At 69.3% G+C, this 20,359-nt stretch carries 20 protein-coding genes; 16 read left to right on the top strand and 4 right to left on the bottom strand.

The window, feature by feature from the left end; translation table 11 throughout:
• Positions 1 to 65: 65 nt before the first annotated feature.
• Positions 66 to 1,268 carry a trans-sulfuration enzyme family protein gene (locus OC372_RS15925; RefSeq protein ID WP_262002727.1) on the bottom strand — a complete coding sequence of 401 codons (1,203 nt, stop codon included), beginning with the start codon at positions 1,266 to 1,268 and terminating at the stop codon, positions 66 to 68.
• A gap of 111 nt (positions 1,269 to 1,379) precedes the next feature.
• Here OC372_RS15925 and OC372_RS15920 point away from each other — a divergent pair, with 111 nt between their 5' ends.
• On the top strand, positions 1,380 to 1,823 hold the full coding sequence (locus OC372_RS15920) for an Lrp/AsnC family transcriptional regulator (protein ID WP_105710827.1): 444 nt from the start codon (positions 1,380 to 1,382) through the stop codon (positions 1,821 to 1,823).
• A 54-nt stretch (positions 1,824 to 1,877) separates the two neighbouring features.
• Here the strand turns inward: OC372_RS15920 and OC372_RS15915 are convergent, their stop codons facing one another.
• Positions 1,878 to 3,272 carry an aldehyde dehydrogenase family protein gene (locus OC372_RS15915; RefSeq protein WP_262002724.1) on the bottom strand — a complete coding sequence of 465 codons (1,395 nt, stop codon included), beginning with the start codon at positions 3,270 to 3,272 and terminating at the stop codon, positions 1,878 to 1,880.
• Between the two features lie 11 nt (positions 3,273 to 3,283).
• Complete coding sequence (locus OC372_RS15910) at positions 3,284 to 4,339, bottom strand: homoserine dehydrogenase (protein ID WP_262002722.1); 1,056 nt, start codon at positions 4,337 to 4,339, stop codon at positions 3,284 to 3,286.
• A gap of 290 nt (positions 4,340 to 4,629) precedes the next feature.
• On the opposite strand from OC372_RS15910, the gene OC372_RS15905 reads away from it, so the two are divergent.
• The 3 genes from OC372_RS15905 to OC372_RS15895 are packed head-to-tail and all read left to right on the top strand — an operon-like array spanning position 4,630 to position 8,022.
• Positions 4,630 to 6,108: an amino acid permease gene (locus OC372_RS15905; protein WP_410054873.1), complete on the top strand. Its 1,479-nt coding sequence runs from the start codon at positions 4,630 to 4,632 to the stop codon at positions 6,106 to 6,108.
• Positions 6,105 to 7,229 (top strand): alanine racemase, encoded by a 1,125-nt coding sequence (alr, locus tag OC372_RS15900; RefSeq protein ID WP_262002720.1) that lies wholly within the window; start codon positions 6,105 to 6,107, stop codon positions 7,227 to 7,229. The genes OC372_RS15905 and alr overlap by 4 nt, the downstream gene beginning before the upstream one ends.
• 40 nt (positions 7,230 to 7,269) lie before the next feature.
• Positions 7,270 to 8,022, top strand: coding sequence for a helix-turn-helix domain-containing protein (locus tag OC372_RS15895; RefSeq protein WP_262002718.1), 753 nt, complete (start codon positions 7,270 to 7,272; stop codon positions 8,020 to 8,022).
• Between the two features lie 11 nt (positions 8,023 to 8,033).
• Here OC372_RS15895 and OC372_RS15890 read toward each other — a convergent pair whose 3' ends face one another.
• Complete coding sequence (locus OC372_RS15890) at positions 8,034 to 8,825, bottom strand: IclR family transcriptional regulator (RefSeq protein WP_262002716.1); 792 nt, start codon at positions 8,823 to 8,825, stop codon at positions 8,034 to 8,036.
• Positions 8,826 to 8,891: 66 nt separating this feature from the next.
• Between OC372_RS15890 and OC372_RS15885 the strand changes: the two genes are divergently transcribed.
• The 12 genes from OC372_RS15885 to OC372_RS15830 all read left to right on the top strand — a co-directional run bounded on the left by OC372_RS15885 (position 8,892) and on the right by OC372_RS15830 (position 20,117).
• The gene (locus tag OC372_RS15885) at positions 8,892 to 9,821 is read left to right on the top strand and encodes a D-alanyl-D-alanine carboxypeptidase family protein (protein ID WP_262002714.1); all 930 of its coding nucleotides are present in this window, start codon (positions 8,892 to 8,894) and stop codon (positions 9,819 to 9,821) included.
• Positions 9,822 to 9,973: 152 nt separating this feature from the next.
• Positions 9,974 to 11,137, top strand: a complete 1,164-nt coding sequence (locus tag OC372_RS15880; RefSeq protein WP_262002712.1) for an acyl-CoA dehydrogenase family protein — start codon at positions 9,974 to 9,976, stop codon at positions 11,135 to 11,137.
• Between the two features lie 132 nt (positions 11,138 to 11,269).
• Entirely contained in the window at positions 11,270 to 11,491 is a 222-nt protein-coding gene (locus tag OC372_RS15875) for a ribbon-helix-helix domain-containing protein (RefSeq protein WP_262002710.1), read from the top strand.
• Positions 11,488 to 11,859, top strand: a complete 372-nt coding sequence (locus OC372_RS15870; protein WP_262002708.1) for a type II toxin-antitoxin system PemK/MazF family toxin — start codon at positions 11,488 to 11,490, stop codon at positions 11,857 to 11,859. Before OC372_RS15875 ends, OC372_RS15870 begins: the two co-directional genes overlap by 4 nt.
• Positions 11,860 to 12,123: 264 nt before the next feature.
• Positions 12,124 to 12,939 (top strand): GntR family transcriptional regulator, encoded by an 816-nt coding sequence (locus OC372_RS15865; RefSeq protein ID WP_168380816.1) that lies wholly within the window; start codon positions 12,124 to 12,126, stop codon positions 12,937 to 12,939.
• 33 nt (positions 12,940 to 12,972) lie between these two features.
• Positions 12,973 to 13,992, top strand: coding sequence for an NAD(P)-dependent oxidoreductase (locus tag OC372_RS15860; RefSeq protein WP_262002705.1), 1,020 nt, complete (start codon positions 12,973 to 12,975; stop codon positions 13,990 to 13,992).
• Positions 13,980 to 15,584 (top strand): FGGY family carbohydrate kinase, encoded by a 1,605-nt coding sequence (locus OC372_RS15855; protein WP_262002702.1) that lies wholly within the window; start codon positions 13,980 to 13,982, stop codon positions 15,582 to 15,584. Before OC372_RS15860 ends, OC372_RS15855 begins: the two co-directional genes overlap by 13 nt.
• A gap of 21 nt (positions 15,585 to 15,605) precedes the next feature.
• Entirely contained in the window at positions 15,606 to 16,496 is an 891-nt protein-coding gene (gene lsrF / locus OC372_RS15850) for a 3-hydroxy-5-phosphonooxypentane-2,4-dione thiolase (protein ID WP_262002700.1), read from the top strand.
• Entirely contained in the window at positions 16,493 to 16,867 is a 375-nt protein-coding gene (locus OC372_RS15845) for a cupin domain-containing protein (protein ID WP_262002698.1), read from the top strand. The genes lsrF and OC372_RS15845 overlap by 4 nt, the downstream gene beginning before the upstream one ends.
• A gap of 47 nt (positions 16,868 to 16,914) precedes the next feature.
• Entirely contained in the window at positions 16,915 to 18,240 is a 1,326-nt protein-coding gene (locus OC372_RS15840) for an extracellular solute-binding protein (protein WP_029261286.1), read from the top strand.
• A gap of 30 nt (positions 18,241 to 18,270) precedes the next feature.
• Positions 18,271 to 19,176, top strand: coding sequence for a carbohydrate ABC transporter permease (locus tag OC372_RS15835; RefSeq protein WP_262002693.1), 906 nt, complete (start codon positions 18,271 to 18,273; stop codon positions 19,174 to 19,176).
• Between the two features lie 2 nt (positions 19,177 to 19,178).
• Entirely contained in the window at positions 19,179 to 20,117 is a 939-nt protein-coding gene (locus OC372_RS15830; RefSeq protein ID WP_262002690.1) for a carbohydrate ABC transporter permease, read from the top strand.
• Positions 20,118 to 20,359: the final 242 nt, after the last annotated feature.

Below are 20,359 nucleotides of genomic sequence, written 5' to 3'. Positions count from 1 at the left end.
ACATTCGAACAAAACATCGACTCGATGTCAACCCGGAATGGTAACTATCTTCGACGGAGCAACCCTCAGGGGAAGGTCGCGTCCAGCGCGGCGCTCAGGTCCGCCAGCAGGTCGTCCGCGTCTTCGAGGCCGACCGAGAGCCGCAGGTGTCCGAACTTCCGGAACGGCTCGGGGTAGGTGGCGACGCGGCCGCCCTCGGTTCCGGTGTGCACGATCAGCGAGTCGTCGTGGCCGAGCGAGAAGCCCGAGGTGATCAGCCGCAGGTTCGCCACGAACGCGTTCTGCACGTCGGGGGAGCCCTTCACGGCAAACGCCATCATGCCGCCGAAGCCGCGTCCATCGAACTGGCGGACGGCGAGCGCGTGGTCGGGGTGGGAGTCGAGACCGGGGTAGGCGATGTACTCCACCCGGTCGTCGGCGGCGAGCATCTCGGCGATGCGGGCGGCCGAGTCGAAGTGCTGCCGCAGCCGCAGGGGGAGCGTGACGGTGCCGCGCTGGATCTGCCAGGCGTTGAAGGGCGAGATGATGCCCCCGACGTCGACCATCGCGTCGGCCTTGATGGGCTGGATGAGCTCGTGGCTGCCTGCGACCGATCCCCCCATCGCGTCGCCGTGTCCGTTGAGGTACTTCGTGAGCGAGTGCACGACCAGATCGGCGCCGTCCTGGATGGGGCGGTAGAACGGCGGCGGCGAGAACGTCGAATCGACCATCAGGATCGCGCCGGCGGAGTGCGCGATCTCGGCGATCGCCGCCACGTCGGCGACCTTGGTGGTGGGGTTCGCGATCGCCTCGATGCACACCAGGCGTGTTTCCGGGCGCATGGCCGCACGGACGGCATCGAGATCGCCGATGTCGACGAAGGTGGCCTCGAGCCCGTAGCGCTGGGGCAGCAGTTCGGTCCACAGGCGCCAGGTCGCCTCGTACACCACGTCGCTCACGATCACGTGGTCGCCGACGCGCATGTGGGTGAAGAAGACGGCGTGCAGTGCCGCGACGCCCGAGGCGAGGGCGACGGCCTCCTCGGCGCCGTCGAGCGCGGCGAGCTTCTGCTCCAGTGCCGACTGGTTCACGCCGGTGTTGCGCGTGTACAGCCCGGGCGCGGTGGCCGACCAGCTGATCTCGCTCGGATCGTCGGGGAGCTGATACGAGTTGGCCATCACGAGCGGGGTGCGAAGCGCCATCGTCGAGTCGAGCTGGTTGCCCGCATGCACGGCCAGGCTGAGGTCCGACAGGGTGAGGGGATCCTTGCGGTCGGGGCGAGTGCCCATGGTGACTCCTTCGTTCCTGCACCGCTCGTGGTGCGATTCCACTCTAAGGTGCATAATAGACACACGCAATTGTGAATGATGCACGTTGCAGCGTACCCCCAGGAGGTCTCGATGGAGCGGCTCCACCTCGATCAGATCGATCGCAGCATCCTCGCCGCGCTCACCGAAGACGCCCGCGTGCCGCTGGTCGCACTCGCATCCCAGGTACATCTCTCGCGCAACGCCGTGAAGCAGCGGATGGAGCGCATGGAGCGGCAGGGCGTGATCGGCGGGTACACCGTCACGCCGGGGCACGCCGGCGGCTCCCCGGTCTCGGCGATCGTGCTCGTCTACCGCACCGACCGGATGCGCGGCGGCGCGGTCATCGCCGAGATCTCGCAGATCCCCGAGGTGCGGCGGTGCGACGTGCTGTCCGGCGACTTCGACCTGCTCGTCATGCTGGAGGCCGACTCGATGGACCGCATCGGCGAGATCTGGGAGATGCTCGCCGCCGTGCCCGGAGTCGCGAACACGGTGACGGCCGTGTCGCTGACCCGCGTGATCGACCGCGCCTGAACCTCGGGGAGGGGCGGGGTATCCCCCTGGACCCCCGCCCTCCCCGAGGAGTTCTCAGGTGGTGATGCAGGTCACCTTGGGCTGGGTCATCTCCTCGTACGCGAAGCGCACGCCCTCGCGCCCCATGCTCCCGTACTTGGATCCGCCGAACGGCATGCTGTCGATGCGGTAGTCGGAGGAGTCGTTGATCATCACGCCTCCGGCATCCAGTGCTTCGGCGACCCGCAGTGCGCGGCCGATGTCCGTCGTGAAGACCGCGGCGTGCAGCGCGTAGTCGACACTGTTGGCCTCGGCGACGGCCTCATCCTCGGAGTCGAACGGTGCCAGCGCCACGACCGGGGCGAACGCCTCCTCGTTCCAGAGCTCGCACGAGAGCGCCACGTTCTCGACCGCGGTCGGCCAGTACACCGAGCCCTCCCTGCGGTGTCCGGCGAGCACCCGCGCGCCCGCGCTCACCGCATCGTCGACCATCCGCTCGGCGCGCACGGCCGCTGCCTCCGAGATCATCGGCCCGACGTCGGTGGCCGGGTCCGAGGGGTCGCCGGCGCGCAGCGTCGAGGTGCGCGCCGCGAACCGGTCGCGGAACTCGGCGTATACGGAGCGCTCGATGAGGATGCGCTGAGACCCCACGCAGTTCTGCCCCGCGGCCCAGAAGGCGCCGGACACGCAGGCCTCGACGGCCTCCGCGATGTCGGCATCCGCGAAGACCACGACGGGGGCGTTCCCGCCGAGTTCCATGGCGAGCTTCTTGAGCCCCGCGGTGCGAGCGATCGCCTCACCCGTCGAGAACCCGCCCGTGAACGAGACCATGCGGATGTCGCGCACCGCGACCAGCGCCTGTGCGACCTGGCGATCTCCGTGCACGACCGTGATGATCTCGTCGGGGAGCCCGGCTTCGAGCAGCACGTCGACGAGGAAGCGTGCGGTCAACGGGGTGAGCTGGGAGGGCTTGAGGACGACGGCGTTCCCTCCCGCGATCGCGGGGCCGAGCTTGTGGGCGACGAGGTTGAGCGCGTCGTTGTACGGCGTGATCGCGAGGATCACACCGAGCGGCTCGCGCGTGTACCAGCCACGGCGGTTGCCCCCGCCCTCGTACGCATCGAAGGGGATGACCTCGCCGTCGAACGCCCGAGCGGTCTCCGCCGAAAGGGAGATCGTGGTGACCGCTCGACGCACCTCCTTGCGGGCCTGAGTGATGGTCTTGCCCGCCTCGCGCACGATGAGGGCGGCGGCCTCGTCGGCACGTTCCTCGAGGATGCGCGCCGCGCGGTCGAGGATCGTGTGTCGAGCGAAGCGGGTCAGCTCCCGCGAAAGGGACGCGCCGAGCCTCGCGCGCTCCATGATCGGCTCGATGTCTTCCACCGTGTGCTGCGCCAGCTCGGCGATGGTCTCGCCGCTGTACGGGTCGAGCACCCGGAGCACGGCGGTGCCGGTCGTCGGAGCGTCCATGATCGCCACGCTCACCGGACCGCTCCGGCGTACGACTTCTGGTGGGCATCGATCGCGATGATGTCGGAGAGGAGCGCGTATGCCGTCTCGATGCGCCCCGCGCCGGGACCGGACACCGTGACCGTGCCGAGCAGGTCGGTCGTGAAGGCCACGGCGTTGGTGGCACCCGAGACGGCGGCGAGCGGGTGATCGGCGCCGAGTGCGAGCGGCTGGACGGATGCCGAGATGACCCCCGACTCGTCGCGGGAGACCGTGCCGATGAGCTTCCAGTGTTCGCCGGCCGCCGCTGCGGCGATCACGTCGCCCGCGGTGATGCCGCTGATCCCGGTGCGCGGCACGTCGGCGGTCGTGAGCTGGGCGCCGAGCACCTCGTTCGCGAGGATCACGACCTTCAGCTGCACGTCGGACCCCTCGATGTCGGCGGTCGGGTCGGCCTCGGCGTATCCGAGGGCCTGAGCCTCGGCGACGGCGTCTGCGAGCGACTTCCCCTCTTCCATGCGCCCCAGCACGAAGTTGCTCGTGCCGTTGAGGATGCCCTGGATGCGGGTGATGCGCAGTCCCTTGAGGGTCTCGCCGGCGAGTCGGAGCACCGGAGTCCCGCTCATCACCGAGCCCTCGTACTCGAAGCGGGCTCCGTTCTCGGCGGCGAGGCGGTTGAGCGCAGCGCCCGCGAGCGCGACCGGGCCCTTGTTCGTGGTGGTCACGCTCTTGCCGCTCTCGAGGGCGGCGCGCACGTGTGAGATCGCCGGCTCTCCGTCGACCGGGTTGGTGAACGTCGCCTCGGCGATGACATCGGCCGTGGTGTTGCGGATCACGTAGTCGTTGCGGGGCTCGGCGTGGCCGCCGGGCATCCCGGCGAACGTATCGGCACCGGTCATCGCGAGCGCGGCGTCGAGGTCGATGCCGTCGCTCTGCATGAGCGAGCCGAGGCGGAGGTCGGTGATCGCGACGACGCGCAGGCCGAAGCCGAGGTCGTCGACGAGCGCCGCACCGCGGTCGCGGATGATTTCGGCCAGGGCGCGGTTGACGCCTCCGAAGCCGATGAGGGCGAGGTCGTGGTGAGTCACCGTTGTCTCCTTCTTTCCATGAGCTGTCGCCGGCGACGCCGTGCGGACACGGATCCATCGTCGGCGAGGTGGGTGTCCGTGCGCGCCTGTCGGATCGGCCGCCGATACTGCCGGAATGGCAGCTCCTCCGCCGGATGGTCGGCAGTGGCGGCGGGTGCGAAGAATTCCGCGGCGGGGTCTTGTGGGCCGGATCGCGGAGCGGATAGTGTCCCCGCATCCGACCAACAAAATGCGTCATTGGCACATAGATGTGAATATGATGCACATACCAAACCCGATTGAGAGTTCCGATGACGCCTCTTCCCGGGGAGAAGTCCCTCCCCAACGTCCTGCCGAACACGACGGCGACGCAGGTGCCGCTCCGCCGCCTCCAACGGACCATGGACGCCCGGCATCTGATCATGATCGCGCTGGGCGGCGTGATCGGATCGGGCCTGTTCCTCAGCTCCGGCTACACGATCTCGCAGGCGGGGCCCCTCGGCGCGATCATCGCGTACCTGATCGGCGCGTTCGTGGTCTACCTGGTCATGGCCTGCCTCGGTGAACTCGCCATCGCGTATCCCGTCTCCGGCGCCTTCCACATCTACGCCTCACGATCGATCGGGCCGGCGACCGGATTCACGACGGCGTGGCTGTACTGGCTCTGCTGGGTGGTGGCACTGGGGTCGGAGTTCACGGCGTCCGGCATCCTCATGCAGCGCTGGTTCCCCGGGGTGCCGGTGTGGCTGTGGTGCCTGATCTTCGCCGCCGTGCTGTTCCTGCTCAACGCGATCTCGGCCCGGGTGTTCGGCGAGGCGGAGTTCTGGTTCTCGCTGGTCAAGGTCGTCGCGATCGTCGCGCTGATCGTGCTCGGCGGTGCGGCGATCTTCGGGTTCACGCCGCTGTCGGCCGAGCACCCGCCGGCGATCCTGTTCAGCAACTTCGAGACCCCCGGAGGACTCTTCCCGAACGGCTTCAGCGGCGTGATCGTCACCGCGCTCGCCGTGTTCTACGCGTTCAGCGGCTCCGAGCTCATCGGCGTCGCGGCGGGCGAGACCAAGGACCCGGCCAAGAACATCCCGCGGGCACTGCGTTCCACGGTGCTGCGACTGGTGGTGTTGTTCGTCGGCGCGATCGCCGTGATCGCCGCGATCCTGCCCTACGAAGACGCCAGCGTCACCAGCAGCCCGTTCGTCGACGTCTTCCAGTACGTGGGGGTGCCGTATGCGCCCGACATCATGAACTTCGTCATCATCACGGCGCTCCTCTCCGCGGGCAACAGCGGGCTCTTCTCCTGTGCCCGCATGCTGTTCTCGCTCGCCGAGGAGGGCCACGCGCCGAAGGCGTTCACGCGACTCACGAAGCGCGGCGTCCCCCTCATCGCGCTCAGCGTCAGCATCCTGATCGGCCTCGTGTCGCTGCTCACGAGCGTGATCGCCGCCGGCACCGTCTACCTGGTGCTCGTGTCGATCGCCGGATTCGCGGTCGTCGCGGTGTGGATGTCGATCGTCGCCTCGCAGTTCTTCCACCGCCGCAAGTTCGTGCGTGCGGGCGGAGACGTGTCCGCTCTCGCCTACCGGACGCCGCTGTACCCGGCGTTGCCGATCGTGGCGTTCTCGCTGCTGCTCCTGTCGATCATCGCGATCGCGTTCGACCCGAACCAGGTGGCAGCGCTGTACTTCGGCATCCCGTTCGTCGCCGCGTGCTACCTGTTCTTCTGGTGGCGGCACGGTCGCAAGGGGAAGCGCGACGTCGTGCAGGATCACGAGGCGGAGCCCGTCGACGCGTGACAGCCTCCACACCGGCGGGCGGATGGGTCGAGATCGACCGCGACGCGATCAGCCACAACGTCCGCACGATCCGCGCAGAACTCGGCCCCGAGGTCGGGTTCTGCGCGGTCGTGAAGGCCGACGCCTACGGTCACGGCATCGACATCGTGGCGCCGGTGCTCGACGAACAGCGGATCGGCCTCATCGGGCTGGCGTCGAACGAGGAAGCGGCGGCCGTGCGCGCGAGCGGCTTCACCGGTCGTCTCCTCCGCGTGCGGCCCGCGGGGCGGGACGAGGTCGACGACGGCATCCGCTTCGGCATCGAGGAGTGGATCGGCGGGGCGGAGCATGCCGGGGTCGTGGCCGGGGTCGCCGCCGCTCGGGGTGTGCGCATCCGCGCGCACGTCTCGCTCAACTCCACCGAGCTCGGGCGGGACGGGCTGGAGGTCGGTGAGCCTCGGGGAGTGCATGCGGCTCGGGGCGTCCTGGCGGATCCGCGTCTGGATGTCGTCGGCGTCTGCTCCCACTTCCCCTGCGAAGACGAGGCCGACGTGATGGCGGGCGCCGCACGCTTCGACGAGCAGTCCCGCGCGGTCGCCGACGTCTCCGACGGCGCGGTCGCCCGGCACTGCGCGACCACCTTCGCGGCGCTGCGCCTGCCGCAGTCCCGGTTCGACCTCGTCCGTATCGGCGCCGGGCTCTACGGAGACACCGACGCGCTGGGAGGATCGCTCCGACCGGCGATGCGGGTGGTGTCGCGGATCGCGGCGATCAACTCGTATCCGCGGGGGAGCACGGTCGGCTACGACCGCTGGCACCGGCTCGAGGCGGATGCGCGTCTCGCGCTGATCCCGCTGGGGTACGCCGACGGCGTGCATCGCAGTCTGAGCGGTACCGGCGAGGTGCTCATCCGCGGTCGCCGTGCGCGCATCGTCGACCGGATCGCGATGAACAGCTTCCTCGTCGATGTCTCCCATCTCGATGCGACGACGCCGGGCGACGAGGTCGTGCTGTTCGGCGCGCAGGGCGACCAGGCGATCACCGCGGCCGACGTCGAGCGGGCCCACGGCAACATCGCCGCAGACCTCTACGTCGCCTGGGGGAGGCTCCTCCCGCGTCGCGCGGTGGGGGCCTCCGGATAGGATGGCCGAGGTCTGGGCCGACAGGAGAGGAGGGGTCGTCGTGGCTTCCTCCTCACTCGTGCAGGGCCTGAGTCTGCTCGATGCGGCCGTCGAGCAGGAGCGCCGTGCGCGACCGGGTCTCAACGCCTCGCGGCTCGCCGACGCCACCGACATCGAGCGGAGCCGTGTCTCGCGACTCACGCGCGAGCTGCAGTCACGACAGTTCCTCCGCCGGGACGACGATTCGCTGTTCTGGGCGGGGACCGAGTATTTCCGCACGGCCGCCGTGCTGAACGCGGCCTGGCTCCGCGAATCCAGGGTCGCCCTGCGCACGCTCGCCGCGCAGCTCGGAGTCAACGCGCTGATCACCGTGGCCGACGGTGCGCGCGGCGTGCTGCTCCGATACGAGCGATCTGCCGACGGGGGCGACCGCTCCATCCGTGCCGGGCTGGTCACGCCGATCTGGTGCACGGGAGCGGGCCGCGCGCTGCTGTGGGATCACACGCCCGAGCAGCTGGCAGTGGTGCTCGACGGGGTGCAGTTCATCGGCGTGGGCGGTCCGACGGCGCCGCGCTCGGTGGACGAGGTGGGCGTCATGCAGGAGCGCGACCGTGCCGAAGGGCTCATCTCGGCCGCGGAGGAGTACGACGAGGGGATCGACGAGTTCGCCCTCCCGATCCGCCGGGGTGGCGAGGTCATCGCCTCGCTCGCGGTTCGCGGGCGCCATCGTGCGCAGGGCGCCACCCGCGAGACCCGTGCCCTGCTCGCCCGGTTCGCGGGCGAGCTCACCGCAGCGGCCGACGCCTCGGTCTGACGCCCCGCGGGTCAGCGCTCGACGGATGCGGGTGCGCCGAGCCGGCGGGAGAGATCGGCGGCCGCACGCGCGCATGCCGCACCGCACTCCGCGACCCGCTCGTGCATCGCGTCGCGGGTGCCCACGACCTGAACCGCGGCGATGACCTCTCCGCGGAAGTCCCACACGGGTGCCGCGACCGAGTAGAGGCCCGGTTCCGCCTCCTGGTCGACGATGGTGAAGCCGCGCTCGCGATCCGCGCCGAGCCGCGCGAGCACGTCCTCGACCGACACCGGGCTGTTCGGCCCCTGCGCGGTGAAGTCGGTCGAGCCGAAGACCGCGCGCACCTCGTCGTCCGAGGCATCCCACAGCGTGGCGCGCCCGGCATCGCTGCAGTACGCCGGGTAGGAGCGTCCGATCCAGGAGCCGATCATGCGGGAGTCCGCGGGCAGGCTCTCGAGCGTCGTGAGGGTCGCATCGCCCTGCAGCTCACTGAGGAAGGTGGCCTCGCCGAGCTGCGCCGCGAGGGAGTCCAGCACCGCCAGCGCGTGCGTGTGCATCCGGTGCGCGGTGAGTTCCTGCGCGGCAGAGTACCAGGACCAGGTGAGCGCGTACGAACGGTCGGGCCGACGCTCGACCAGACCGGAACGGGCGAGGGTGGCGAGGGTGCGGGACACCTGGGAGCGCTCGCGGTCGAGGGCGTGGGCGATCTCGCCGACGGTGGTGCCGCTGCCCTTCTCGATGAGCGCACTCAGAGCCGTGAGCACGTCGAGTCCTCGGCCCATGCTGCTCGATGGTGCGGGGGCGAGCGGGGCGGACGGCATGGGTCGAGGGTACCGTTGTGGCCGTCGCGGTGGTGCCATCCACGCAGCGCGGGAGAGAATGGACCAATGCCCTTCTCGCCGCACGCTCAGCATGCGGCTCCGCGGTCCCCGATCCGCGGACCCGCACTGCCGATCGGCGTCGCCGTGACCGCGCTCGGGATGCTGCTCTCGATCGCCTCCGTGCCGGCGGCGTCGCCGGAAGCTGCCGCGATGCCGGAACCGGTCGCCGTGATGCAGGTGCCGACCGTGCAGGTCGGAGCGACGACGGCCGCCGACCCGTGCTCTGACCCCGCCGTACAGCAGGCCGTCCAGGCCGGTGACGACGCGGCCACGGTCGCGGGCTTCGGTGGTGGAGCGGCTTTCCGCGAGGCCGTGGTGGCGGGTAACGCCCCCTGCATCTCGCTCCGCGATCCGGCGCGGGTCTGGGTCGTCGTGAACAAGAGCCTTCCGCTGAAGCCCGCGGACTACGAGCCCGGGGCGCTCGACTCCGTGCCGCTGCAGATGACGACGCCCTCGGGCCGGGTGCGGACCGACGTCGCGGTCGCCGTCGGGCAGATGGCCGACGCGGCGGATGCAGCCGGTGTGGGGCGCATCGGCGCGAACAACGGCTACCGGTCGTACGGGCTGCAGGTCACGACGTACGACTCCCACGTGCAGTCGCAGGGTCAGGGGCAGGCGGATGCCGGGTCGGCGCGCCCCGGCCACAGCGAGCACCAGACCGGACTCGCCCTCGACGTCGTCGCGTGCGGCAGCGGCTGCGGCGGTCTCGACGGTTTCGGCGGCACCGCGCAGAGCGACTGGGTCGCGGCCCACGCGTGGGAGTACGGGTTCATCGTGCGGTACGAGCAGGTGGGCACGCCGGTGACCGGCTACGCGCCCGAGCCGTGGCACCTCCGCTACGTCGGGGTCGACCTCGCCGCGGCCTATCACGACGGCGGATTCCACACGCTGGAGGAGTTCTTCGGGCTCCCGGCGGCCCCTGACTACGCGCACTGAGGCATCGGAGAAGGCCCCGGTTGCGGCATCCGACAACCGCGGTACCCAGTGTCACGATGTTTGGGATGCATTCTCACAACGTCCTGTCCGCGGCAGTGCCCGACACGTAGAATCGCCGGAGCAACGATGCACGATACGTTCAGGAGGACGGCATGGAACGCGACATCTACGACGAGGATCACGAGGCATTCCGGGACCTGGTCAAGGACTTCGTCAAGCGCCACGTGACAGGCGAGGCGATCGAGAAGTGGGACGCCGCGGGTGAGATCGACCGGGCGACCATGCTGGCTGCCGGCGAGTCAGGACTGATCGGACTGTCGGTTCCCGAGGAGTTCGGCGGTGCCGGGATGCTGCAGGATTACCGCTTCCGCACGGTCGTCATGGAGGAGGTCATCGCCGCGGGTGCCGGCTCGCTCGCAGGCGCCTTCGGCATCCAGGACGACCTGGCCGTGCCGTACCTCGTGCACATGGGAACGCAGGAGCAGAAGGAGAAGTGGCTGCCCCGGATGGCCACGGGTGAAGTGCTCGGCGCACTCGCCATGACCGACCCGGGAGCGGGGTCGGACCTCCGCGGCATCAAGACCAACGCGAAGAAGGTCGACGGCGGCTACATCCTCAACGGCGCGAAGACCTTTATCTCCTCGGGCACGACAGCCGACGTCGTCGTGACCTTCGTCAAGACCGGTGAGGGCAACCGTCCTGACGCCTTCAGCCTGCTGCTCGTCGAGAAGGGCATGGAGGGCTTCGACCAGGGCAAGAAGCTCAGCAAGATGGGCTTCCATGGCTGGGATACGGCCGAGCTCAGCTTCACCGACGTGTTCGTCCCCGACGAGAACCTCATCAGCGGCAAGGAGGGGCAGGGCTTCATCCAGCTGATGCTGAACCTGCCACTCGAGCGTCTTTCGATCGGCGTTGCCGCGGCCGCAGCTGCGCAGGCCGCTCTGGACTGGACTGTCGCCTACACGAAGGACCGGGAGGCGTTCGGCGAGCGCATCGCCGACTTCCAGAACACGCGCTTCCGGCTCGCCGACATGGCGGCGACCACCGATGCGATGTGGGCGTACATCGACCGCGCTCTGCTCGCCTACAAGAACAGCACGCTCACCGCCGAGGATGCCGCGAAGGTCAAGTTCTGGGCTACCGAGCGCGAGTGGGAGGTGCTCGACACGGGCGTGCAGCTGCACGGTGGCTACGGCTACATCATGGAGTACCCGATCGCCCGCGCCTTCACCGACGCTCGTGTGCACCGCATCTACGGCGGCACGAACGAGATCATGCGCGATCTCGTCGGCCGTCAGATTGTCGGCAAGCGCTGACGCACGGCTCTGGAGAGGCCTCGGATGCTCTGGCATCCGGGGCCTCTTCGCGTGCAGCCGAGGACGCTGCGGTGCTCGGATGCTCGAAGGAAGTGGGTGGTACCGGCGGTGCTACCGAAGTAGTATTACTGCATGTCCACCGCAAAGGTCAGCCTCAGTCTGAGTGAGAGCGATTTGGCGTTCCTCGACGCCCAGGCCCTCGAAGGCGGGTACCCCTCGCGCTCGGCCGTGGTGCACGCGGCGGTTCGCCTTCTTCGTGAGAGTCGTCTTGCCGACGCGTACGCCGAGGCATACGCCGAGGGATACGACGACGAGTGGGATTCCGCGGCCGACGATGGCCTGGCCACCGCGTGAGCGAGAGTGCGGTCTCCCTGCTTCGTCGTGGTCAGATCATCCTCGTCTCGTTCGACCCCACGGTCGGGTCCGAGGCGCGGAAGACGCGACCGGCCGTGCTCGTGAGCAACAACACGGCGAACGCGGTCGCTGCGCGACGCCCGCAGGCCACGGTCACCGTCGTGCCGGTGACGTCGAACGTCACGCGGGTGCTGCCGTTCCAGGTGCTGCTTCCCGCCGCCGCCAACGGGCTGGATCGTGATTCGAAGGCGCACGCGGAGCAGGTGCGGACCATCTCGACCGCGCGCATCGTCCGTCCGCTCGGCTGGGTGCCGGCCGAGTTGATGGGGGAGATCGACGAGGCGCTGCGCGTGCATCTGTCGCTCTGAAGCCCCGCGGGGGTTCCACTTGTACCGGCCGCCGCGGCGCTCCCCGCGTTGCTCCGGGGTCGGATCGACCTCCGGGGTCACTTGCTGTTCCGGGAAATGCCTGACCAGCTGAGATAAATCCGAGTTGAGAGCAGGTGTCGGAGAATTTCCTGACTTGTCTCTTCAGGGGATACAAGTATCGGTCCATGATCGATACATGTCCGGACAGGAGAGTCCGGCTCGGGAACGCAGATGTTCCCGCACCCGCTCACCGAAGAGGCCGGAATGTCCACTCTCAGCCTGCCGCTGCTCGACCGCACGTCGACGGCTCCGATCTGGTTCCAGATCATGCGCGCCATCGAAGCCGAGATCGCCCAGGGCACCTGGGGACCGGGTGATCGCCTGCCCAGCGAGAACGAGCTGCGGGAGCACTTCTCGGCCTCGCGCACCTCGATCCGCGACGCGCTGTCCCGGCTGGAGAGCGCCGGCATCATCTCCCGACAGCAGGGCAAGGGCGCCTTCGTGGAACGAGCCCAGGGGCCGTCGGCCTGGACGCTCCCCTCGGCCCCGAGCCTTCTCGGCGAGTACAGCGAGGACGGCCGCAGCGCCCTGAGCTCGGAGATCCTCCGTGCCGGCATCGAGCCGCTTCCCTCGTGGGCCGCAGCGGTCGTCGGACGCGACTCTCCCGACGGCACGGGCTTCGTGCTGGAGCGCGTGCGCGCCGTGGGCTCGCGCACCGCCGTGCACGTGATCAACTATCTGCCGTCGCGCTTCGCCGGGGTGCTGCCTGACCTCCGCGACCCCCGCGCGAGTCTCTACGCCGCGATCAGGAACGTCGCCGGCGTCCGCATCGCCCGCATGCACAGGACGATCGAGGCCGTCGCCGCCGATCGGGCGCTCGCGGGCCTGCTCGAGGTCGAGCCGGGGCATCCGATCGTCGTCGTCGAGGCCGTCGCCTACGACCAGAGCGGCCAGCCCATCGACTTCTCCCGCGCCTCCGTGCGCACCGATCGCCTCCGCGTCAGCGTCGACACCGGTTTCGATGCGGGAGGCATCTCGACCGAGACCGCCTCCGGTCGTTACCCCGCCGCTCTGCGCTGACCCACCCACTCACGAACCCCGGGAGCCCTGCACATGACCGACCACCGCATCCTCGTCATCGGCGACAGCTACATGACCGCCGAGATCTTCACCCGCGCCTTCGCGCAGCGGGGCCTCGCCGTCGACGCGACGACGATGACGATCACGACGCCGACGTGGGACACCTCCTCCATCCGGGAGTACGAGGGGGACCCGGCGGAGGTCGCGAGACTCGGCCGCGGCTACGACGTCATCGCCTTCCACGCGGCGCCCGTGACCGCCGACGTCTTGGCCGCGCTCCCCGACCTGCGCCTCGTCGGATGCGCACGCGGCGGACCCGTCAACGTCGATCTCGACGCGGCGCGCGAGCGCGGGGTGCGCGTGACCACGACCCCGGGGAAGAACGCGGATGCCGTCGCCGACCTCACGATCGGGTTCCTGATCTCCCTCGTGCGCAACGTGCCGGCGTCGCTGCGCGACGTGGACGAGCGGGTCGCCGACGGCCGTCCGCTCGCCGAATCGACTTTCGAGGGGGCCCGCTGGTTCGGCCGCGAGGTGAAGGGACTGCGACTCGGTCTCATCGGCTACGGCAACGTCGCCCGTCTCGTCGCGGCCCGGGCGCGGGCTCTCGGGGCGACCATCACCGCGTACGACCCCTTCGTCGACCCGGCATCTGTGGCGGACGCCACGATCGTCCCCGACCTCGATTCCCTGCTCTCCGCCAGCGACGTCGTCAGCGTGCATGCGCGCGCCACCGACGAGAACCGCCACATGATCGGCGCCGCGCAGATCGCCCGCATGCCGGAGGGGTCGTTCCTCATCAACACCGCCCGGGAATCGCTCGTCGACGAGCACGCGCTCCTCGAGGCGCTGCGCAGCGGCCACCTCGCCGGCGTCGCCCTCGACGTGAACGAACCCGATGGACCGTGGCGGGAGCTCGTCGCGGAACCGAACCTCATCCTCACGCCCCATCTGGCCGGCGCGACGAACGAGACGCTCGTCCGCGGTGCGGACATGCTCGCCGCCGAGGTCGAGAGCTTTCTCACGGATGGGAGCCTGCGATGGGAACGATGACCGACGTCTTCCTCGCCATCGATGCCGGTACCGGATCGGCGCGAGCGCTCGCCTTCGACATCGAGGGCCGACTGGTCACCCGAGCAGCGCGCGAGTGGACGCACACCGCGGTACCGGGGCACCCCGGCGGCACGGTCTTCGACACCGAGAGCGGATGGAGGGCCATCGCCGCCGCCGTCTCGGAGGTCGTGGCGCACCTCGGCGGGCGGCGCGTCGCGGCCGTGGCAGCGTCGAGCATGCGGGAGGGATTCGTCCTGTACGACGCTGAGGGCAGCGAGCTCTGGGCCTGCCCGAACACCGACGGTCGGGCACGCGCGGAGGCCGACGAACTGGTCGCCGAAGGTGTGGCCGACGAGGTGTACCGCACGGCGGGGGACTGGGTGTCGATCACGGCCCCGGCCCGCCTGCGGTGGATCGCCCGCCACGAGCCCGACCTCTTCGCGCAGGCGCGCCACTTCGGGATGCTGAGCGACTGGGTCACGACGCGCCTGACGGGGGAGTTCGTGACCGAGCCGACCAGCGGCTCGAGTTCGGCGCTGTTCGACCTGCGGTCGAGGAACTGGTCGGACGATCTCGCGGGACTCGTGGGCGTGGACCGCAGCATCCTCCCTCCCGTGATCGAATGCGGCGAGGTCGTGGGTGCTGTCACGCCCGCCGCGGCTGCCGCCACCGGACTCCCTGTGGGCACACCCGTCGTGACCGGCGGTGCCGACACCCAGCTCGCGCTCCATGGCATCGCGGCCCGCGAAGGGGTGCCGACGATCGTCGCCGGCACGTTCTGGCAGACCACGGCCGTCACATCGGAACCGCTGATCGACCCGGAGCGGCGACTGCGCACGCTCTGCCACGTCGATCCGGGTACCTGGATGGTCGAGGGGATCGGCTTCCTCTCGGGACTCGCGATGCGCTGGTTCCGAGATGCGATGTGCCCGGATGCCGCCGAGCTCGGACGCGCAGCCGGAACGTCCGCGTTCACCGTCATGGAGGAATGGGCCGCGGCGGTTCCGGCGGGCGCCAACGGTGTCGTCGCGACCATGGCGAATGTGATGCAGGCGGACGCCTGGCATCACGCGGCCCCCGCGTTCGTGGGCTTCGACATCAACGACGCGGCCCGGTCGTCGCGGGGAGCATTCGTCCGCGCGATCGAGGAATCAGCCGCGATCGTGGCCGGCGCGCACCTCGAAATCCTCGCCTCCCTCACCGGCGGCCGAGCGGTCGCCGAAGGATCGGTCACCTTCACCGGCGGCTCGAGTGCGGGCGCTCTCTGGCCGCGGGTGATCGCCGGAGTGACCGGACTCGACACCCGCGTGACCCCTGCGCCGGAAGCCACCTCGTACGGCGCCGCCCGCCTGGCTGCGCGTGGCGTGGGCGCCGCCCTGCCGCCGATGGGCGACCCCGACCGCGTCGAACGCGTCGACCCCGGCGAGCACGAGCAGTACCGCGCGGTGACCGAGCGCTGGCACCGCGTGTATCGCGACATGCTCTCGATCTCGGGCCCCGACCTGCTCCCGCTCTTCACCCCACCGGGTGCCGCCCGCGGCCCCCACGACCTTTCCCCCACCCGACTCTCGCCCGTCGGCCACGCCGGCTGACGATCACCAGAAGGAGACACTATGGCAGACCTCGAAGGCAACGCCGCAGCGAAGAAGTTCCACTCCGAGACACCGGCCGTGCGCTTCTCGCAGAACATCCGCGGGGCCGCGAACCTCGACTGGGGCATGCAGAACCGCCTCTCCCGCATCCTCGACCCCGACACCGGCCGCACGGTGATGCTGGCGTTCGACCACGGATACTTCCAGGGACCGACGTCCGGCCTCGAGCGCATCGACCTGAACATCGCCCCGCTCGCCGAGTACGCGGACGCCGTGATGTGCACCCGCGGTGCGCTGCGCACCTCCGTGCCGCCGGCCACGCGCGCCGGGCTCGTGCTCCGCGCCTCGGGCGGGCCGTCGATCCTCAAGGACCTCTCCGACGAATACACCGCGATGGCGATGGCGGATGCCGTGCGCATCAACGCCGACGCCGTGGCCGTGCAGGTCTTCGTCGGCGGTGAGCACGAGAGCCGCAGCATCCGCAACCTCACGACGCTCGTCGACGAGGGCTACGCCGCCGGGATCCCGGTGCTCGGGGTGACGGCGGTCGGCAAGGAGCTCGTCCGTGACGCCCGCTACCTGGGCCTCGCCACCCGCATCATCGCCGAGCTCGGCGCCCAGCTCGTCAAGACCTACTACTGCGACGAGGGCTTCGAAGACGTGGTGGCGGGCTGCCCGGTGCCGGTGATCATGGCCGGGGGGAAGAAGCTCCCCGAGCTGGAAGCCCTCACGATGGCGTCGAACGCGGTCCGCGCGGGCGCTGCCGGCGTCGACATGGGGCGCAACATCTTCCAGAGCGCCGATCCCGCGGCGATGATGCGCGCAGTCCGCGCGGTCGTCCACGACGACGCCGCTCCCGCCGACGCGTACGAGCTGTTCCGCGAGGCCACCGAGACGCGGGTGCTCGCATGAGTGCCGACGTGCTCCGCGCCGCCGATGCCTCTCTCCGGTTCGGCGACTGGGGGCCCGGCTACCTCGCCCAGAGCGACGACGCCGCGTTCGGCGTGGTCGTGCTGCGGCCGGGCGACGAGTTCGGCAATCACCTGCACGAGCACCACACGGAGTCCTTCGTGGTGCTGGAAGGGCGCGCCGAGATCTGGCTCGATCGCGACACCTGCAAGGTCGTCTCGGTCGGTGACGTGCTCCGCGCCGAACCGCACGAGGAGCATTTCGTGCGCAACCCGTTCGACGAGACGTTCCGCGCCGTCTTCGTGAAGACCCCCTGGGTCGATGGCGACAAGGTCGATCGCCCCTGGACGCCGGACCCCGAATCCGCATCCTGACCGCTTCACCCCCTCACCCGAAGAAGAAACATCGAAAGGACAGCACCATGAGTGTGCAACGACGCTCCTCATCCCTCGCGCGCTATGCGCGTCGCTCCCTGCCCGTCATCGCCCTGGCTTCCGTCGCGGGCCTCGTGCTCGCGGGCTGCTCCGGCGACGCCGGCGGATCCTCCGGCGACGGCGGTGACAAGACCCTCAAGGTCCTCATCGCCGCCCCGCAGGAGGGGGCCGGAAAGATCCTCGAGGCCGACTTCGAAGCCGAGACCGGTGTCGAGGTTGAAGTCGAGGTCGTGCCCTACGACCAGATCCAGACCAAGGCGGTCCTCGACGCACAGTCCGGAACCAACAACTACGACGTCATCCAGTACTGGTACACGTCGGTCGGCGCGCTCGCCGACGCCGGTGCGCTCGCCGACATCACCGACTGGGTCGAATCCGACGAAGACATCGACTCGTCCGACTTCATCGAGGCGATCTTCGGCCCGTACTCGCAGTACGAGGGAGGCACCTACGGCCTGCCGATCGACGGCGACACACACGTGCTCTTCTACAACAAGGCGATCTTCGAGCGGAACGGCGTCGAGGTGCCGACCACGTGGGACGAGTACATCGAGGTCTCGAAGAAGATCACCGATGCCGAGAAGGCGGACGGCGTGTACGGCAACGCCCTGCTCGGCTCGAAGAGCGCGTTCAACATCGGCTCGACCTTCTTCAACCGTCTCGCCACGATGTCGCCCGATCCGATCGACCCGCAGATGCCGCAGCTCGACACCGAATACGCGGTCGCGGCCGCGCAGTCGATGCTCGACGCCGCCCCCTCGGCCCTGCCCAGTCCGCTGGAGATCGGGTTCGAGCAGGCGCTGCCGCAGTTCCTCTCGGGGTCCGTCGGCATGATCGAGTTCTGGACCGACCTCGGTGTCTTCGCGCAGGATCCCGAGCAGTCGAAGATCGTCGACGGCTGGGGTGTGGCACCGCTGCCCATCGGGCCGGAAGGCAAGATCTCCGGAGCGCTGAACGCCGGATGGGCGATGGGAATCAGCCCCAACGCGAGCGATGAGGAGCTCGCCAAGGACTTCGTGGCCTTCGCCTCCTCGAAAGAGACCAACGAGAAGCTGATCACGACGACCGGCTCCGGAGTGGATCCCACCCGGACCTCGACGCTGGAGAGCCCGGAATACGTCGAGTTCGCCCCCGAGGTGTCGGCGGTCGCCGCGCAGGTCCTGCCGAACGCGCAGTCCTGGCCCACGTCGCCGCAGGCACCGGAGATGATCCAGTCGCTGAGCGACAACCTCGCGCTCATGCTCCAGGGGAGCCTGACCGCCGAACAGGCGATGCAGCAGACCTGGGACTCCTGGCAGTCCCTGGCCGGCTGACCCGGCTCGTCGAACCCGAAAGGACCGCTCATGTCGCAGCCCGTCACCCACCGACGCGTCTTCCGACGTGCGTCGTGGACGGGGCGCGCCCTGCTCGCCCCCGCCGTCATCGCGATCGTCATCATCGCGATCTACCCGCTCGGCTACATCATCGCCGCCTCCTTCTCGGAGTCGTCGCTGGGACGTCCGTTCTCGGAATGGGTCGGGTTCGACAACTTCGCAGCGCTGCTGGGGGACGGGATCACCCTCCCGTCCCTCGGCAGGTCGCTCCTCTTCGCCATCCCGTCGGCGCTCATCGCGCTGATCGCAGGGTTGGCGGTCGCGCTCTCGCTCGATGCGGCCGTCAAGGGCGGGCGCATCATCCGCGTGCTCCTCCTGCTCCCGCTGATGACGCCGCCGGTCATGGCCGGCGTCATCTGGAAGCTCATGCTCGCCCCCACGGGCGGGCTGCTCAACAACATCGGGCAGTCGCTCGATCCGGGCTCCGAGCCGTTCCTGTTCCTCGGATCGAGCCCCGCCGCGATGATCTCGGTGATCACGGTCGACGCCTGGCAGTGGACGCCGTTCTGCGTCCTGCTGGTGTTCGCCGCGCTGCAGACATTGCCCACCGAGGTGTACGAGGCCTCGCAGGTCGACGGCGCCGGAGTGTGGCAGACCTTCTGGCGCATCACCCTCCCGCTGGTGCTGCCGAGCCTGATCACGGTCCTCCTGCTGAAGCTCGTCGTCTCGTTCAAGGTCTTCGACCTCGTGTTCATCATGACCAGCGGCGGGCCGGGCTTCGACACCACCGTCAGCAGCTACGAGATCTATCGCACCGGTCTGCAGACCTTCGATGTGGGGGCGGCGGCCGCGCAGACCATCGCCTTCCTCGTCCTGGTCACCATCGTCATCCTGCCGCTCAACGCCGTGCGGCAGCGCCTGCACAAGGAGAGTTGACCATGTCGCTCATGCTCCGCGCATCCGATCGCCTCGAGGAGAGCGCGACCGAGACGCTCATCGTCCCCTCCGCCCGTCGCCGAGGGCGCTCCAAGGTGCGCACGTCGAGCACGTCGCGCCCCGGGCGTCCGTCCGCACTGGTCACGGCGGTGAAGTGGGCCGTGATCGTCGTCGCGATCACGCTCGCGCTCCTGCCCGTGCTGTACATGGTCGGCATGTCGTTCAAGAGCCCGGACGACATCCTGTCGACACGGATCCTCCCCTCGCGCCTCGCTTTCGAGAACTGGACCGCGGCCTTCGAGAACTGGCCGATCCTCACCTACCTGCGCAACTCGTTCGGCGCGGCGATCATCGCCGTGCTGGTGTCGCTCCTCGTGTCGATCCCCGCGAACTACGCGATGGCCCGGCTGCGCGCCGGCGGGAAGCAGACGCTCGGGCTGATCGTCTCGGCCTACGTCGCCCCGCCGGTCGTCGCGATCATCCCGCTCTTCGTCCTGGTGCGCTCGGCAGGGCTGATGGACTCGGTGCTCGGGCTCGGCGTCGTCGAGGGTCTGCTGCTCACCCCGGTCGCCGTCTGGCTCCTCGACGGCTTCTTCCGCGCCATCCCCTTCGAGATCGACGAGGCGGCGCAGATCGACGGATGCGGACCGCTCCGGACGCTCTGGTCGGTGATCCTGCCGCTCACCGCGCCGGGGATCGTCGCGGTCTCGATCATCGTGTTCATCCTCGCGTACAACGACTTCCTGATCCCGCTGCTGCTTACGCAGAGCGTCGATTCGCAGACGCTCCCGGTCGGCATCGCCCTGATGCAGGGTGGCCGCGAGGTGATGTTCGGGCAGATGGCGGCCGCAAGCCTGTCCGGGTTGATCCCCATCTATCTGCTGGCGCTCTTCCTGCAGAAGTGGCTCGTCGGTGGGTTGACGCAGGGGAGCGTGAAGTAGCGGGGTTGTCGGCGGGGCTTCTGCGTGATCCGTTACGCCTGTTGCGCCTTTTACATTATTCGTGGATAGCTTCGAGGATGGCGGGATCTGTGGAGGAGGGGTCGCGGGCGTGGTGTCGCGGTTTTGTGCGGAATTCTGGGATGTGATGCGGAGATAGCTTCGAAGGTAGCGTGTTACCGGGTTAGGGTGGAGCATGTCCACTTTGACCGGGTTGCACGAGGCGATGAGTCGCCTCGATGCGG

This window comes from Microbacterium sp. Mcb102 (assembly GCF_024519805.1).
Taxonomy (GTDB): Bacteria; Actinomycetota; Actinomycetes; order Actinomycetales; family Microbacteriaceae; genus Microbacterium.
The sequence above is the reverse complement of the archived record's forward strand: the minus strand, read 5'-3'. Positions and strand labels throughout refer to the sequence as shown.